Source organism: Saccharopolyspora rectivirgula DSM 43747 (assembly GCF_000497205.1).
GTDB lineage: Bacteria > Actinomycetota > Actinomycetes > Mycobacteriales > Pseudonocardiaceae > Saccharopolyspora > Saccharopolyspora rectivirgula.
Genome location: NZ_AYJW01000083.1, coordinates 1 through 14,059, shown reverse-complemented (window position 1 = coordinate 14,059; position 14,059 = coordinate 1). Strand labels below are relative to the sequence as shown.

At 69.2% G+C, this 14,059-nt stretch carries 12 protein-coding genes and 1 tRNA gene; 5 read left to right on the top strand and 8 right to left on the bottom strand.

The annotated features are described in order from the left end of the window. Together SREC43747_RS0117400 and SREC43747_RS0117395 are read right to left on the bottom strand one after the other, a co-directional pair. The coding region (locus SREC43747_RS0117400; RefSeq protein ID WP_152528457.1) for a phosphotransferase at positions 1 to 458 on the bottom strand (458 nt) is incomplete at its 3' end. Positions 459 to 662: 204 nt separating this feature from the next. After that, positions 663 to 1,970 (bottom strand): helix-turn-helix domain-containing protein, encoded by a 1,308-nt coding sequence (locus SREC43747_RS0117395; RefSeq protein WP_029722618.1) that lies wholly within the window; start codon positions 1,968 to 1,970, stop codon positions 663 to 665. 286 nt (positions 1,971 to 2,256) lie between these two features. Here SREC43747_RS0117395 and SREC43747_RS0117390 point away from each other — a divergent pair, with 286 nt between their 5' ends. Together SREC43747_RS0117390 and SREC43747_RS0117385 are read left to right on the top strand one after the other, a co-directional pair. Continuing rightward, positions 2,257 to 2,502 carry a hypothetical protein gene (locus SREC43747_RS0117390; RefSeq protein WP_029722617.1) on the top strand — a complete coding sequence of 82 codons (246 nt, stop codon included), beginning with the start codon at positions 2,257 to 2,259 and terminating at the stop codon, positions 2,500 to 2,502. Positions 2,503 to 2,514: 12 nt separating this feature from the next. Next, entirely contained in the window at positions 2,515 to 2,853 is a 339-nt protein-coding gene (locus SREC43747_RS0117385) for a hypothetical protein (protein ID WP_029722616.1), read from the top strand. A gap of 329 nt (positions 2,854 to 3,182) precedes the next feature. On the opposite strand, the gene SREC43747_RS0117380 is transcribed toward SREC43747_RS0117385, so the two are convergent. Then, positions 3,183 to 6,671: an L-tyrosine/L-tryptophan isonitrile synthase family protein gene (locus tag SREC43747_RS0117380; protein WP_236623255.1), complete on the bottom strand. Its 3,489-nt coding sequence runs from the start codon at positions 6,669 to 6,671 to the stop codon at positions 3,183 to 3,185. Positions 6,672 to 7,172: 501 nt separating this feature from the next. On the opposite strand from SREC43747_RS0117380, the gene SREC43747_RS0117375 reads away from it, so the two are divergent. Beyond that, complete coding sequence (locus tag SREC43747_RS0117375; RefSeq protein WP_037342691.1) at positions 7,173 to 7,751, top strand: TetR family transcriptional regulator; 579 nt, start codon at positions 7,173 to 7,175, stop codon at positions 7,749 to 7,751. On the opposite strand, the gene SREC43747_RS0117370 is transcribed toward SREC43747_RS0117375, so the two are convergent. After that, entirely contained in the window at positions 7,721 to 8,899 is a 1,179-nt protein-coding gene (locus tag SREC43747_RS0117370; protein WP_029722612.1) for an amino acid deaminase/aldolase, read from the bottom strand. The genes SREC43747_RS0117375 and SREC43747_RS0117370 overlap by 31 nt on opposite strands. A gap of 85 nt (positions 8,900 to 8,984) precedes the next feature. Between SREC43747_RS0117370 and SREC43747_RS0117365 the strand changes: the two genes are divergently transcribed. Next, entirely contained in the window at positions 8,985 to 10,283 is a 1,299-nt protein-coding gene (locus SREC43747_RS0117365; RefSeq protein WP_029722611.1) for a D-arabinono-1,4-lactone oxidase, read from the top strand. Positions 10,284 to 10,287: 4 nt separating this feature from the next. Here the strand turns inward: SREC43747_RS0117365 and SREC43747_RS0117360 are convergent, their stop codons facing one another. The 4 genes from SREC43747_RS0117360 to SREC43747_RS0117345 all read right to left on the bottom strand — a co-directional run bounded on the left by SREC43747_RS0117360 (position 10,288) and on the right by SREC43747_RS0117345 (position 13,174). Next, positions 10,288 to 10,947 carry an SDR family oxidoreductase gene (locus SREC43747_RS0117360; protein ID WP_029722610.1) on the bottom strand — a complete coding sequence of 220 codons (660 nt, stop codon included), beginning with the start codon at positions 10,945 to 10,947 and terminating at the stop codon, positions 10,288 to 10,290. 40 nt (positions 10,948 to 10,987) lie between these two features. After that, the gene (locus SREC43747_RS0117355; RefSeq protein WP_029722609.1) at positions 10,988 to 11,626 is read right to left on the bottom strand and encodes a hypothetical protein; all 639 of its coding nucleotides are present in this window, start codon (positions 11,624 to 11,626) and stop codon (positions 10,988 to 10,990) included. Between the two features lie 213 nt (positions 11,627 to 11,839). Continuing rightward, positions 11,840 to 12,619, bottom strand: a complete 780-nt coding sequence (locus SREC43747_RS0117350; protein ID WP_029722608.1) for an IclR family transcriptional regulator — start codon at positions 12,617 to 12,619, stop codon at positions 11,840 to 11,842. A gap of 472 nt (positions 12,620 to 13,091) precedes the next feature. Further along, positions 13,092 to 13,174: transfer RNA gene (locus SREC43747_RS0117345), tRNA-Leu, on the bottom strand. A gap of 217 nt (positions 13,175 to 13,391) precedes the next feature. On the opposite strand from SREC43747_RS0117345, the gene SREC43747_RS0117340 reads away from it, so the two are divergent. Then, a partial coding sequence (locus SREC43747_RS0117340) for a DUF3662 domain-containing protein (RefSeq protein WP_029722620.1) occupies positions 13,392 to 14,059 on the top strand: 668 nt, incomplete at its 3' end.

Sequence of the window (14,059 nt, the reverse complement as noted above, 5' to 3'; positions counted from 1 at the left end):
ATCGACCGGAACACACCGGACCCACCCGACGGGCGCACGAACGGGATCCGCCACCCCCACTCCTGGAAGGCGGCCTCCCCCAGCCAGTGCTGCAGCAGGAACTCCTGGTCCTCCGGATCCAGTTCTTCGGCATCAGCGCACTTGCGCCGCACGTCGTCCAGCGGCCGCCACAGCGGCAACAACTGCGGAACCGGCAACGAGTGCAACTGGCGCAGCAGCTCCCCCAGGTGCGTTCCGTTCGGCTTGCCCCGCTCCGGGACCAGCCGCCAGAACGTGGCCACGTAGTCCCCGGCCCGCACCGGCTGCTCGACGTCCAACAACCGCACCGCGGGCACGTCGTGCTCGGCCAACCAGCGCGCTGACGCCACGACGTGTTCCGCCCGGTGCGCCAGCGACGGGGCCAAGACGATGCGAACCACGACTTCGTGCTCGCGAAGTCGGAAAACAGCGTTGTTCACGAACCTGAGCAACCGTGCCCCGCTCGGGTCCAACCCGGCTGCTGCGCACACTTCGGCCAGGGCAAACGCCAGCTTTGCCCGGGTGTAGCGGCCTTCCTGCGAATGCCGCCCGGCCGTGCGCGGGCGGGTTCTGGAAACCATGTGCTCCAACCGAAATCTGCTCGGCGCCACCGCCGTACTCGTACGCTCCAGCCGCGCGGCGACTCACGCCTGGCGGAACCTGCGGACCTCCTCGGCGAAGTCCCGGGCGTCCGAGTTCATCCGGTGCTTCGCCGCCTCGATCTGGAGCGGCTGCAGCCGGTCGGCGACCCGCTGCGACTTCACCTTCTCGGCGAGCGTCAGCGCACGGCGCCCGACCTTGATGCCCTCCTGCAGGTCACCGGACCTGATGTGGTTGGTCGCCTGCATGCTCAACCCGAACACGTGGGAGCGCTGGTAGTCCGAACCGTAAGTGGCGTTGCACTTCATGGTTTCGGCCACCGCGATGGGCGCGTGCTTGTCCGGGTTGTACACCGCCAAGGCGTCCTGCGCGGACCCGACCATGCAGTGCAGATCGTTCTCGTTGAAGAACCGGACCCAGTCCGGGGCCTCCTCGACGTTCGCCCTGGCGAACTCGTCCTTGGTGCGGCCCAGCATCTTCACCACCTGGTCCGGCTTGTTCATCATGCCGTAGGCCCACGCCTCGTTCGCGCACAGCACCGCGACGGTCAGGCTCGACCCGGACTCCTGCGCGGCGATCTGGCCGAGCTGGAACAGCTTCAGCGCCTCGTTGGGCTCGTGGTAGTGCAGGTAGACCCGACCCATCCGGTACAGGACGTTGGCGACCAGGCCGTCGTCCCCGCCCTGCTTGGCGAATTCCAGCGCCTTGCCGAAGTGGCCGCGCGCCGGGTCGAGCAGCCCGGTGTCGAACGAAGTCCAGCCGGCCAAGCTGTGCATGTCCGCCAAGGCCAGGTAGAGCTGCCGGCGCACCTGCTCGGTGGCCCGCGCCTCCAGCAGCTGCTGCGCCCAGGAGAGCTGCGCGACCACGGCGTCCCGGCACGTACCTCCCCCATACCGGTAGTCGAGGTCCCGCAGCGCCTTGGTGGCGGCTTGGATCTGCTGCACGTCGGTCATACCGATGCGCGTCGGCGCAGGCGTTTGGGCGCTGGCCGGCACCCAGCTGCTCTCCTCCGCACCGAAAACAGCCGCCCCCATCGTCACGGCTGCGGCATGGGACAAAAACTTCCGACGCTTCACCGACTCGTCCTCCTCAGCCTGCGGGTCGCTGGCCGAAGCGACCCTCATTGCCGTCGCCCCGTCGTAGGCGAGGCCCATGTACCCCCGTGGAATGCCAAGCCCGTCAGCGATCCGGGCGAGCACGTCGTAGGCGATGACCTGCCGCCCTTTGAGAATTTCGGAGACCTCGGATTGGGACTGCCCGGTGGAGGCCGCGATCTGCCGCTGCGAGATGCCGCGCCGGCGCAGCTGGCGGTAGATTTCACTGACGTCCCGCCGGGCCAGGGCATCCCGCATTTCGCGGTCCTCCCACACATCGGGTGTAACGGGAGAGCCACCCGTTCCGATGATGCTCACTTAGACCCCCTCACGCTCTGGACGGGCGTTGGTCGCAGAGTAAGGGCACTCCGATCAAGCGGTGAAGTGCACTTCGGCAGAAGTGATCGGTAGCGGTGAAGTCCACTGACCGTTCATCGTTGCCGTTGGCCCGGTTATCGCCTGCCCCTAGGCGAACCAGGCCCCCAGGATCCAATCTAGTCATCGCAAGCAACGAGCACGTCCAGAGATCCGGATGGCGGTGGTCATGCGAGCAGAGCGAGACCGGGACGGCCAGCGGGCCGGCAGTGTCCCGGGGCCCGCACGACCCCGCCGGCTGCTGCGGATGGACTGCCGTGATGTGTCCAATGCGCACCGGTTCCTGGACGTGCTGGTCAACCGGGACAGGGTGGTGCTCGTCGGGCCGCCCGGCCCTCCCGCGGCGTTCACCGCGGCGGGAGCGGGCCAACTGGCCACAGCGCTGCGCGATGCCGCTGTGCAGGCACGAAAGTGACGGTGGGTTTCGGTGGACGAAGTAGTGGGGCAGGTGCTGCGCAACGCGGTGTGGGAGCGGCTGGACATGCTGTCCGAGCTGGCGAACCGCGCTGACGCCCAAGCACTGCTGTCCGTAGCGCCTTCCGAGCTGCCTCGGATCACGGCGGCTTGGCGAGCGCTCCTCACCGCTCACGACGCCGACGAAAAGGGCAACTGCCCGGAGTGTTCGAGCCGGTGGCGGCCGCGGAAAGCGCCTTGCGCGGTCTGGCACTCGGCCTACGAGCACCTGATCACCGGCGCCCTGGCACCCCGTCCCGCACGGCACCTGCGCCCGGCAGGAGGGAACATGCCGGCTGCTGCGGTGCCGTAAAGCTCGGCGGCCCCGACCCCGGACCCCGTTCTCCTCCTCCCCCGGGTAGTCGGGAACCGCCTGTGGCGGCCGGTGGGCATCGGTCGTGTGCCCCCGACCTCGACCCGTGCTCCACCGGCCGCCCGAAAACTGAAACAGTGGGCGGCTCGCACCCCTGCGAGCTGGTGGTCTTCCGCGGGCTGATGCCGACGCACTCCCCTCCCCCCGACCGGTATTAGCCCGCGGAACCCAACACTCCGGCTTCCGTTACCCCGGACGGACACCGGAGTTTGGATAGGCCCTGGTGCTCGTATCCCCGACCGAGCCCAGGGCCTATCGACGTTCTCGCCTCATTTGCGCCGCAATCGGACCTGCGCAGCGAACTCCGGGTCCAATCGCAGCCCGGGCGCCCGTTCCGAGCCCCGCGGGAACGGCAGCACCTCGGTCCCGGGCAACCGGGTGTGCTCCGCGGGCACCATCATCCACGGCTGCCGCGGGCCGAGCAGCGGCGAGTACACCGGCACGAATCCCTGGTCGAGCATGGAGATCGCGAAGTCCACCGCCACGTGGCCGCGCGAGTCGATGGCGCCGGTGCCCTGCCAGGGGAGCAGTCCAGAACCACCGAGGTAGGTGAAACCGAGGCAGCCCTTCCGGGAAGCTGTCACGGTCAGGCGGATCCGGTTGGGGAACATCTTCTCGTACCCGAACTCCTCGTCCACCTGCAGCGTGGCCAGGTAGCGGATCACCGTGTGCCACGCCCGGCGCAGCACCGCGGTCCGGGCCTGCCGGACTTCCGGGGACACCGTCTGGTCGGTCAGGTTGTACAGGTCCGCGTACACCGCGGTCGACCAGGTGATCCGGTCGATCCCCGGGGGCACCGCGACCGGCACGGAGTACACCAGGGACATCAGCATTTCCCGGAACAACCCTATGACGTGGGGCTGGAACTCGGTGAGCTCCGCGGTGAACTCGTGCACCTCGTCCAGGGTGCGCAGCGGGTTGTCCGTGATGTCGAAGCGCTGGAGCGCCCGGTTGAGCCGTTTCCGGTAGCGGGCGATCCGCCGAGCCCGCTCCGCGGGAACGCCCGGGCCGAGCCTCCGGGCCGCGACCGCGTCGATCTCCTCGATGCTGGTGCACTCGGTGATGCCCGCCAAGTCCATGTACTCCTGGACCTTCTTGCGGTACGCGGTGGTGATCCCGCGGGGTCGGCTGCGGAAGTGCCGACCGTCGCTGAGGATGTTGAACCGCAGGCCGGGCGGGTACACCTCGCGCACCGCCCGCTGCAGCTCCCGCAGGCGCACCAGGCCCCCGAGCTCGGCCAGGTCCGGCAGGGGGCCGAAGGCCTTCAGCCGGTTCAGGCACTGCTTGACGGGAAACCCGAACAGCACGACGTCGATCGGTTCGTTGCGCCGGATGAACGGCATGGCGTCCCGGGGGATGTCGCAGAGCTGGTAGTTCGACCGGGATCCTTTGAGGAATTGCTTCCGGGTCAGGATGTGCAGCAGGAGGCGCAGCAGCAGGTCCGGATCGCGAACCTGGCCAGTCCCCTCGGGGATCCCGTACTTCTTCAGTGCACTCCGGACTGTTTTGGTCGCCGATCTGTCCGCATCGGACACCATGGAGTTCACTATGGACCTAGATTCCTCGGCGGTGAGCTGAACCGTCCAGCGCTGGGCCATCCGGTTCCGGCGGAGCGCACCGACCTGCAGTTCTTCCAGGGAGTGGGTGTTGGACAGGCGCGGTCTGCTCCGGGAGTCGTCGTGCGGTCGCGGGGTCGTCTCGAAGGTCGCGATCACCTCGGCCCCGTCGGGGGTGTCCTGTCCGGGGAACCGCTCCTGGGCGATGCCGGGGATTTCCACCGCGACCGGGACCGCCTGGTCGAATTCGGCGGTGATGGCGTTGCGGTCGGCCGCTTTTCCGGCGAACACGGCCACCACCTCGATCTTGCCGGAGCGCCGCAAGTCGCGGAGCTCCGCACCGGGGTGCGGGGCCGCCGCGTTGTCGGGGACGTGGATCAGCGGAGCTTCCGGAACGCCGCTCGAAACGAGCAGCTCCCGGGTGTGCTTCCGGCGTCCTTCCCGCTGCGCGGTGTAGAAGAACACCTGACCACCGGCGTCCTGCACGTCCCACACGAACCGGGCCAGGCCGGCGTTCACGGTGTCGCTGTGCGCTCTCTCCGGGGATCGGGCGCGGAAGGCCCGGACGAAGTCCCGGTGCACGGCGGACCAGTCGACCGACGGGTACCGCTCGGCGAGCCCGGAGAGCCGGACGAAGTTCTGCCAGCTCTCCGGCACGCAGCTGGGCAGCACCGGGAGCGTGGCGGGACTGCCCAGCTCCAGGATGCCGTCAGGAGCCCCCGGTCGGGGGCCGGAGATGCGGCGGGCGGCGTCCAAGATCCGCTGGAGCGGCACCACCCCGCACAGGTCGATGCCGATGGCCACGGCGGGCTGCGGGAGCTGCGGGTCGAACCGCCGCTTCCGGGTGCGCTCCTGCACCCGGTTGAGCACCGACTTCAGCACCGCGTCCTGCGATTCCGGGACGGTGTGGGCGTAGCACTGCAGCGGCTGGTTGCCGGACAGCAGTTCCGCGGTGTGCGGAGCCAGGTAGCGCAGTTCTTCGGCGATCACCCGGTCGATCGCTTGGCGGACGAGGCTCTCCCGCCGCCCGGATTCGGTGCGGCTGTAGGCGGCGCCGAGCCGGTCCAGGGTGTTGACCAGGGAGTACACCCCGGCGGACACGTCTTCCCGGGTGGGGCGGTCGCGCACCCCGGAGCAGTCGGTGATCACGATCCGACCGGTGGCCTGCAGTTCGGTGGAGGACTCGAAGCCCACGTTGCGCAGCGAGCACAGCCCGATCCGGTGGTTGTCGAGGGCGGTGCGGAAGCTGCGCAGCAGCGGTCGGACGAAGTGCTCCAGGAAGTAGGCCAGCCCGTCCTCCCGGCGTTCGAAGCGGTTGGCGATGACGGCGCCGAGCAGGCCGGGGGTTCCGGGTGCCGGGTGCAGCAGGGCCTGCAGCGGCATCACGATGGTGCCGCCGGGGTGGGCCGGGTGCGCGGGCACCGGTTCGGGGATCCTGGCGACGGCGGCCTGCCCCGTCTCCGGCACCGCGAAGGCCGCCGGTACCGGCTGGACGGCGCAGTGCATCCGCAGCACCGAGTCGTTGTCCAGCGCTTCGGCCAGCCGTTGCCAGCCGCGGAGCTGGCGTTGGGCTTGGCCGCGGTGCCCGGCGTCCTCCAGGCGCACGGTCTTCTCCCGGCTGAGCGCTGCGACCGTGGTGCCCCGTTCCGGGAACGGCAAGGTCCGGGACGGCCCGCCGGCCAGGTCGGCGCACTCCTTGGCGAGGTCGGCGGATCCGGCGGTGAGCAGTTCCGCGCGGTGCACGGGGACCGGGATCCAGTTGTCGGAGGCGGTTTCCCCGGTGAGCGCTTGGGTCAAGTGGTGCAGCCAGACGGCGTTGAAGGTGCGCCGGGTGCGGCGCAGGCGGACCAGCGCCCGGTACAGGTCGGCCCACGTCGGTTCCGCGCCGAGCAGCAGGCCGCTGCCGGTGCCGGGTCCGGTCAGCAGCAGGGCGCCGTCGGCTGTCGTCTCCACCCGGAGCTCGTAGCCCCCGTCGGTGAGCAGCGCGTTGGCTTCAGCGGTGGTCAGCGGCGCCCAGAGCGGCGCCGCGGCTCCCCCGGGTCCGACGGGACTCGTCGAGGGGCTCAGCTGGGTTGGTTGCTGGGAGGTTCGCGCGGTCATGACGTCCCGGACAGCGCGTCTTGCTGAACAGCTGGACAGGCAGAGGAGGTCGCCGCACGCCAGGGGCAGTGCGGGCGGGCGGTCCCCCCGGTTGTCGTCCATCGGGAAAGCACAGCACGGCATATGCCGCAAAGACGAGAGCGAGCTGCGCGATGACCCACGATGACCTTTCTATGACGAGGCAAGACCAAGTTCACGCTAGGGAGTGACGGTCCGCGTTGCCAATATGACAGTGCGAATACGCGAAGCGATAACATACCTCGTTCGATCGGCCGGTCCGACCGCTAGCGACCCGGAGACCAGCCACTGAGAGCAAAAGTGAAAGAGGTACCAGTTTTAGACCGAACGAGTGATAGCGTCTCCGGCATGTCCCGCTCCACTGATCGGCGAAAAAACGGGAAACTGTGAAAGTCGCTGTTTGCGGGGATTTCTCACAAACGGCGGTGGAGTCCGGGAGCTCCCGACAGCTGCCAGACCCCTTGCAGAGCTGTAATCGTGGTCGGCGAGATCATCAGTGAAGACCGAGGAGTCACCTTGTCTGCCGGAGTAGCCCCGCTGCGCCGCAAACCAGTGCAGCAGCGCAGCGCGCAACGCGTGCAGCGGATGCTGGAAGCCTGCGCCGAGCTCATCGACGAGGTGGGCTACGACGGATTAACGACCACCCTCATCGCCGAACGGGCCGGGGTCGCGGTCGGCTCGCTCTACCAGTTCTTCCCCGACAAGCGCGCGGTCGTGCAGGAACTGACGCTGCGCAACCTGGACCGCTTCGTCCGCACCGTGTCGGCCCGCCTGGAGCAGCAGCAGCTGGAGCACTGGTGGGACGCGGTGGACGCGGTGTTCGACGTCTACCTGACCATGCACCGGGAAGTGCCGGCGTTCAGCCGGCTGCACTTCGGGGACGTCGTCGACCTCCGCCTGCTGGACCCGGGCAAGGACAACAACGCGGTCATCGCCGAGAAGCTCGCCGGGACCCTCTCCGAGGAATTCGGCTTGGACCCGGACGAACTGCAGCTGCCGCTGGCGGTGGCCGTGGAAGCCGCGGACGCGATCTTGCACCTGGCGTTCCGGCGGGACCCCAACGGGGACCCGGCGCTGGTCGCCGAAGCCAAGGAACTGGTGCGCAGCTACCTGGCCAACCGGATGCCGGACGCTCAGCCGAAGGAGCAGCCCTCACCGCGGTAGGTGGGCACGGCCGGCAGCAGCCGCTGCCCGGACACCAGGTGGTAGTGGGTGAACCGCTCGGCGAGCTCGCCGGCTTTGGCGTGCCGGAACCACACCCGGTCGCCGATCCGCAGCCGCCGGGCGGCCCGCCCGACCAGTGGGGTCTGCACTTCCCCGGCACCTTCGGTGGCCGTCAGCCGCAGCCCCGGGGGCCACACCGGGGTGGGCATCCTGCTGGGTCCGGGCGGACCGGAAGCGATGTAACCACCGCTGAAGACCGTCGCCGTGTTCCGGTTCGGCCGGTGCACCACCGGCAGCGCGTACACCAGCGCTGGGCGCGGTCGGAACGCCCGGTACTCGTCGAACAGGGTGGGACCGATCAGTCCGGAACCGGCCGCCACCTCGGTGACCGCTGCTTCGGCCGACGTGCTCTCCAGCGATCCGGTGCCGCCGCCGTTGACGAACTCCAGGGGCGCCAGGGAGCGCACCGCCTCCACCACGGCGGCTCGTCGTTCCACGAGTTCCGCCCGCGAACGCCGCTGCACCTGGCGGAGCACCGCGCCGTACAGCGGACGGCCCCGCGGCGCGTCCCCCAGACCGGCTATCTGCCCTTCGTACGCCATCAGGCCGACCAGGCGAAAACCACTGCGCCGCAACAGGTCTTCGGCGGTGCGGCGCGCCTGCCGCACGCTGTGCACGGGGGAGCGCCGGGTGCCGACGTGCACCCCGGGGAGCGGTCGCCAGGAGGCGTCGACTTCCAGGCAGACGCGGATGTCGGGGTGCTCCGGCCCGGTGGCCGCTTCGATGAAGTCGAGGTGTTCCGCCGAATCGACCATGAGCGTGATCGCCGCCGCGGCGGACGGATCGGCGGCGAGTTCGCGCAAGGCCGCTCGGTCCGCGGTGGGGTAGGCGACGAGGATGTCGTCGCTGAGCCCGGTAGAGTGCAGCCAGAGCGCTTCACCGAGGCTGTAGCACATCAGACCGGCGTACCCGGGCGTGGCCAAGGCCCGGCGCAGCAGTTCGCGGCAGCGGATCGACTTCGTGGCGAGTCGGATCGGTTTGCCGGCTGCCCGGGTGGCCAGTTCGGCGGCGTTGTGCTGGAACGCCTCCAGGTCGACCACCGCGAACGGCGGGTCCAGCTGCCCGGTGGGTTCGCTCAGGTTCCGCACGCCCCAACCGTATGCACCCGCCCTTGTGATGTGAATCCTTTTCACATACTTTTTGGCAAACCCACCCGACAGGAGGGTTCTGCGGATGTCCTGGACGAACTGGGCCCGAACCGAAACCGCCACCCCCACTGCCGCAGCACCCCGAACCCCCGAGGAAGCGGCGGACGTCATCACCACCGCAGCGGCCAACGGACGAACCGTCCGACCCGCCGGCAGCGGCCACTCCTTCACCGGCATCGGCTCGCCCGGCAGCGGAGTGCTCCTCGACCTGCGGCACTGGACCGGAATCGTGAGCACCGACCTCGACCGGAAACAGGTCACGGTCCGGGCCGGCACCCCGCTGCACCAGCTCAACGCCGAACTCGACCAGCTCGGACTGGCCATGACCAACCTCGGCGACATCGACCGGCAGACCTTGGCCGGCGCGATCTCCACCGGCACCCACGGCACCGGCGCCCGGTTCGGCGGGCTGGCCAGCCAAGTCGTCGCCCTGGAACTGCTGCTCGCCGACGGCAGCCTGGTGCGCTGCTCCCGCGAGGAGAACCCCGACCTGTTCGACGCCGCACGGGTCGGCCTGGGCGCCCTCGGCGTGCTCACCACCATCACCCTGCAGTGCGAGCCCGCCTTCCACCTGGCCGCCGAGGAGCACCCGGCCGGACTCGACGAAGTGCTCGCGAGGTTCGACGAACTGGCCGAGACCAACGACCACTTCGAGTTCTACTGGTTCCCGCACAGCCGCAAAGCGCTGGTCAAGCGCAACAACCGGCTGCCCGCGGACGAACCCCCGCAGCCCCTCGGCCCGCTGCGCCACCTGGTGGAGTACGAAGTGGCGGAAAACCTGCTGTTCGGCGCGATCTGCCGGATCGGGCGGGAATTCCCGCGGCTGGTCCCACCGCTCAACCGGCTCTGCGCGACCGCCTGGTCCAAGCGCTCCTACAGCGACCGCTCCCACCGGGTGTTCACCACGGCGCGCAGAGTCCGGTTCGTCGAAAGCGAGTACGCCGTGCCGCGGGACGCCGTCCACCACGTCATCGCGGAACTGCGCGAGGCCGTCGGGAGGCTCGAACACCCGGTGATGTTCCCGGTGGAAGTGCGGGTGGCCGCCGCTGACGACGCCTGGCTGTCCACCGCGTACCAGCGGCCCACCGCCTACATCGCCATCCACCAGTACACCGGCATGCCCCACCGGCACTGGTTCAGCACCTTCGAAGACGTCGTCGCCGAAGTGGGCGGCCGCCCGCACTGGGGCAAGATGCACCGCCTGGACGCCCCCGACCTCCGGGAGCTCTACCCCAAGTTCGACGACTTCCGGAAACTGCGCGCCGAACTGGACCCGGCAGGCGTGTTCCGCAACGCCTACCTGTCCCGAGTGCTCGGTCCCTGACCGGTCACCGGGCGACCGCGGCGCTCACCGCCTCGGCGATCGGGGTGGGCCCGTTGACGACCTCCAGCGCCCGGCGCTTGCTGCGCGGCTCGTCGAGCAGCGCCAGCAGCACGGCGGCCACGTCGGCCCGGGTGACGTCTCCGCGCTCCACCGCGGCGTCCAGGGTGACCTGCCCGGTCGGCGGGTCGTCGGTGAGCCGCCCCGGGCGCAAGATCGTCCAATCCAGGTCCCGGTTGCGCAGATCGGCCTCGGCCGCCCGCTTGGCGTCGAGGTACGCGCCGAAGACTTCGCCCACGTCCGGCGGATTCGGCTTCGTGGTCCCCATCGAACTGACCTGGAGGAAACGCCGAACCCCGGCGCGTTCACAAGCGTCCGCCAGCAGCACCGAGGCACCTCGGTCCACTGTGTCCTTCCGCGCGGCACCGCTCCCCGGGCCCGCTCCCGCGGAGAACACCGCAGCGTCCACATCAGACAGATAACCGGCCAAGGTCGCCGCGTCCAACTGCTCCAAGTCCGCCAGCTGCGGGGTCACCCCGTCGGCTTCCAGATCCGCGGCGTGGTCGGGGTTCCGGATCAGTCCGAGCACGCTGTCGCCGCGCTCGACGAGCATCCTGCCCAGGTGGCGCGCGATCTTCCCGTGCGCTCCGGCAATCACGATTCGCATGTCAACCACGGTATACGGACCGCGGCGTTCCAGCCCCCGCTCAACCGCGGGATGGCGCGGGGACCTCGCTCTCCAGCAACTTCTGGTAGACCACCTCGTTGACCCACCTGGACACCGCGGTGTGCTCCACCGGCGGGGCGTCCGCGAAGCACCGCCCGGACAGCTCCAGGGCGACGTCGTCCCCGTCCGCGCTCAGCACCGCGATGCCGAACTGCCTGGCCCGCACCAGGCACCCGGAGACGAAATCCGGCGCCAACGCGACTTCCTTCGGCACCACGATCGCGGCGCTGGCGAACCTGGAGAACGGAACAGCGGCGGTCAGCGCGCTCCGCCAGTGCCGCGCCGGGGCCAGCACACCGGTGATCCGGGCGGCGGGCGGCGGCACCCGCCCCTCCATCTCCGGCCACACCCACGTGGCGATCTCCGCCCGGTCCAGCACCGGTCCGCTGCCGAAGCACACCCGCTCCGCGTAGGCGTCCGGCACGAGCTCGGCCACCGGCACCACGTTCCGGCCCAGCAACTTCACCGGCCCGAGCACGGTGCCGCCCCAGCCCAGCACAGCTGCCGAAGCAGTCGACAACTGCTCGACGGAGGCGGAGAAGCCCAACGCCGTCCGCGCCCGTGCCGAGCGGAACCGAACCTCTCCTCCGGTCGTCGCACGTCCCGGTACTCCGGTCACAGCTTCCCGCCTCCCTCGATGTAGCTCCAGCTGCTCACCCCACGAAAGTGGGCACTGGTGACTAAAACAGCTCAACCCGGCTCGCGCGTTGTCCGGAGGAGGGTGCTGCGACCGGCGGCCCGCATCGATCGGTGACTGGTCGATGAACGGCAATCCGATTTCAGCCCGGCCATGCGGCCATTCGGGTGATATTCCGCTGGATCGGGCAACCGACTACTCCACCAAAGCCGACTCCGCTTGTTCCAGCAGCCGCTTCCGGATCCCGTCCGCAGCCGGCAGCAGCGGTTTGACCAGTTTGGGGATCTCGGCCCGCACACTGTGCGCGACGATGCCCAGGGCGGCGATCACCGAACCGTCGACATCCCACACCGGAACCGCCACCGAGCAGTTGCCCAGCGTCATCTCCTCGGAGGCGTGCGCGTAACCGCGGTTGCGCACCGCCTGCAACTCGCGCATCAACCGCCCCGGCTCGGTGATGGTGTACGGCGTGTACCGGGGCAGCCCCCGCTCGCAGTAGGTCTGGATGACCGCGGACGGGGCGTGCGCCAGCAGCACCTTCCCCACGCCGGTGGTGTGCAGCGGCAACCGGCCCCCGACCCGCGAGATGATCGGCACCGATCGCGGCGTGGTGAGCTTTTCCACGTAGAGCGCCTGCATCCCGTCCCGGACCGCCAAGTGCACGTTGTCGTGCGTGTTCTGGCAGATGTCCTGCATGAACGGCAGGGCTGCCTCCCGGAGCCGGTGGTTGAGCGGCGAGAGCAGCCCGATCTCCCATAACCGCAGCCCGATGCTGTAGCGGCCGGAGTCGTCCCGCTCCAGCGCCCCCCACGCCTGCAGCTCCCGGACGAGCCGGTGCGCGGTGGTCAGCGGAATGGCGGCGCGCCGAGCAATAGCGGTCAGGTTGAGCCGAGGATGCTCCGGATCGAAAGCAGTCAGCACGCTCAGTGCCCGAGCGGTCACCGAACGCCCAGGATCCCGGCTGTTTCCCGCCATCGCGTCCTCCCGTGACTAGGCCTCACTGCCTGCTTTCGACGCGACCGCGTCGAAATAATGTTCAGCCCAGCACACAGTCGCGGCTGCGCCAAGACGTTGACCCCAGTTACCACCGGATCCCGATTCGCGGGCACCGGGAGCGCAGGAAAGTCGAGCGGCATCCGCGCGAACCGCCGAAACCGCTCCAAACAGGACGAAGAGCTGGCGAGTGCGGCGGTGACGGCGGTGTTGCGACCGCGTTGCGCGGAGATGAGTGGCGCTTTTCACTCCGGGTGCGCGGACCGGCACCCGCGGCCGCTCCGCGTCCCCGTCGAGCCGGCATCGCTGCTGGGCAGCAGCCGCGCAGCCGGTGGAGCACCGCGAACGCGGGAAGATCACTGGAACGATCGCGTGCGATTACTCATAGTCGCAGTCGCGACGACGGTGGAGCACAACAAAAATCCCCCACCGGAATCCGGTGGGGGATCTTGAGTGGGCGAGGAGGGAGTTGAACCCTCACGTCCTTCCGGACACACGGACCTGAACCGTGCGCGTCTGCCATTCCGCCACTCGCCCGTGGCTTGCAGGAAGCTTAACTTGCTCGCTTCCCGGGCCGGACACCGGGTCCCAACCGCTCGGGCCGAGCCCCTCTGTCCTGCTGACGAAAGCAGCCTAGCACGCCTTCACGAGCCCTTTTCACGGGGGGCTACTCCAGTTGGGAACTGGTCGGTGTCCAGAGCCGTTAACCCAGATACGATGGTCGCCAGGAGTCGTACGCGTGGAGGGATTTGCCGTGGGCCTCGTGCAGCGCTTCGAGCGCCGACTCGAAGGCATCATCGGTAACGGCTTCGCGCGCGTATTCGGGGGGAACGTCGTCCCCCAGGAGGTCGCGCAATCCCTGCAACGGGAAGCCGAGGTGGGGATTCGCGAGCTCGCCGGCGGACGGCTGCTTGCCTGCAACCACTACGTTGTGCAGCTGAGTCCTCCCGACTACGACCGGCTCACCGGCGACGAGGAACGGGTTACCGACCTCCTCGCCGACTGCGTTCAGGAGCATCTCACCGAACAGGGGTGGGACACATATGGTGACGTCGTAGTCTCCCTGGAGCGCTCTGAAACGCTGCACACGGGACAGTTCCGAATCAGCTCGACCGTCGACCCCGACGTAACTCGACGGCCGGCACAACCGCGTACCGCAGGAGACCGACCCATGAGCCAGCCACCAGGCCAGTACCCCCAGGGAGATCCGTACAACCAGCAAGGGCAGTACGGCTACGACCAGGGCTACGGGCAGCAGCCCGGCTACGACCAGCAGGGCTACGGCCAGCAGCCGGGTTACGACCAGTACGGGCAGCAGCCCGGCGGTGCCTACCCGCAGTCCGGCGGCTTCCCCAACCAGGGCTACGGCCAGCCGGGGTTCGACCAGGGCTACGGCCAGCAGCCCGGTTATGACCAGGGTTA

Coding starts and splice junctions, on each gene's coding strand:
- SREC43747_RS0117395 (WP_029722618.1), bottom strand. CDS start 1,970: ATGCGGGATGCCCTGGCCCGGCGGGACGTCAGTGAAATCTACCGCCAG.
- SREC43747_RS0117390 (WP_029722617.1), top strand. CDS start 2,257: ATGCGAGCAGAGCGAGACCGGGACGGCCAGCGGGCCGGCAGTGTCCCG.
- SREC43747_RS0117380 (WP_236623255.1), bottom strand. CDS start 6,671: ATGGACGACAACCGGGGGGACCGCCCGCCCGCACTGCCCCTGGCGTGC.
- SREC43747_RS0117375 (WP_037342691.1), top strand. CDS start 7,173: ATGCTGGAAGCCTGCGCCGAGCTCATCGACGAGGTGGGCTACGACGGA.
- SREC43747_RS0117365 (WP_029722611.1), top strand. CDS start 8,985: ATGTCCTGGACGAACTGGGCCCGAACCGAAACCGCCACCCCCACTGCC.
- SREC43747_RS0117360 (WP_029722610.1), bottom strand. CDS start 10,947: ATGCGAATCGTGATTGCCGGAGCGCACGGGAAGATCGCGCGCCACCTG.
- SREC43747_RS0117350 (WP_029722608.1), bottom strand. CDS start 12,619: ATGGCGGGAAACAGCCGGGATCCTGGGCGTTCGGTGACCGCTCGGGCA.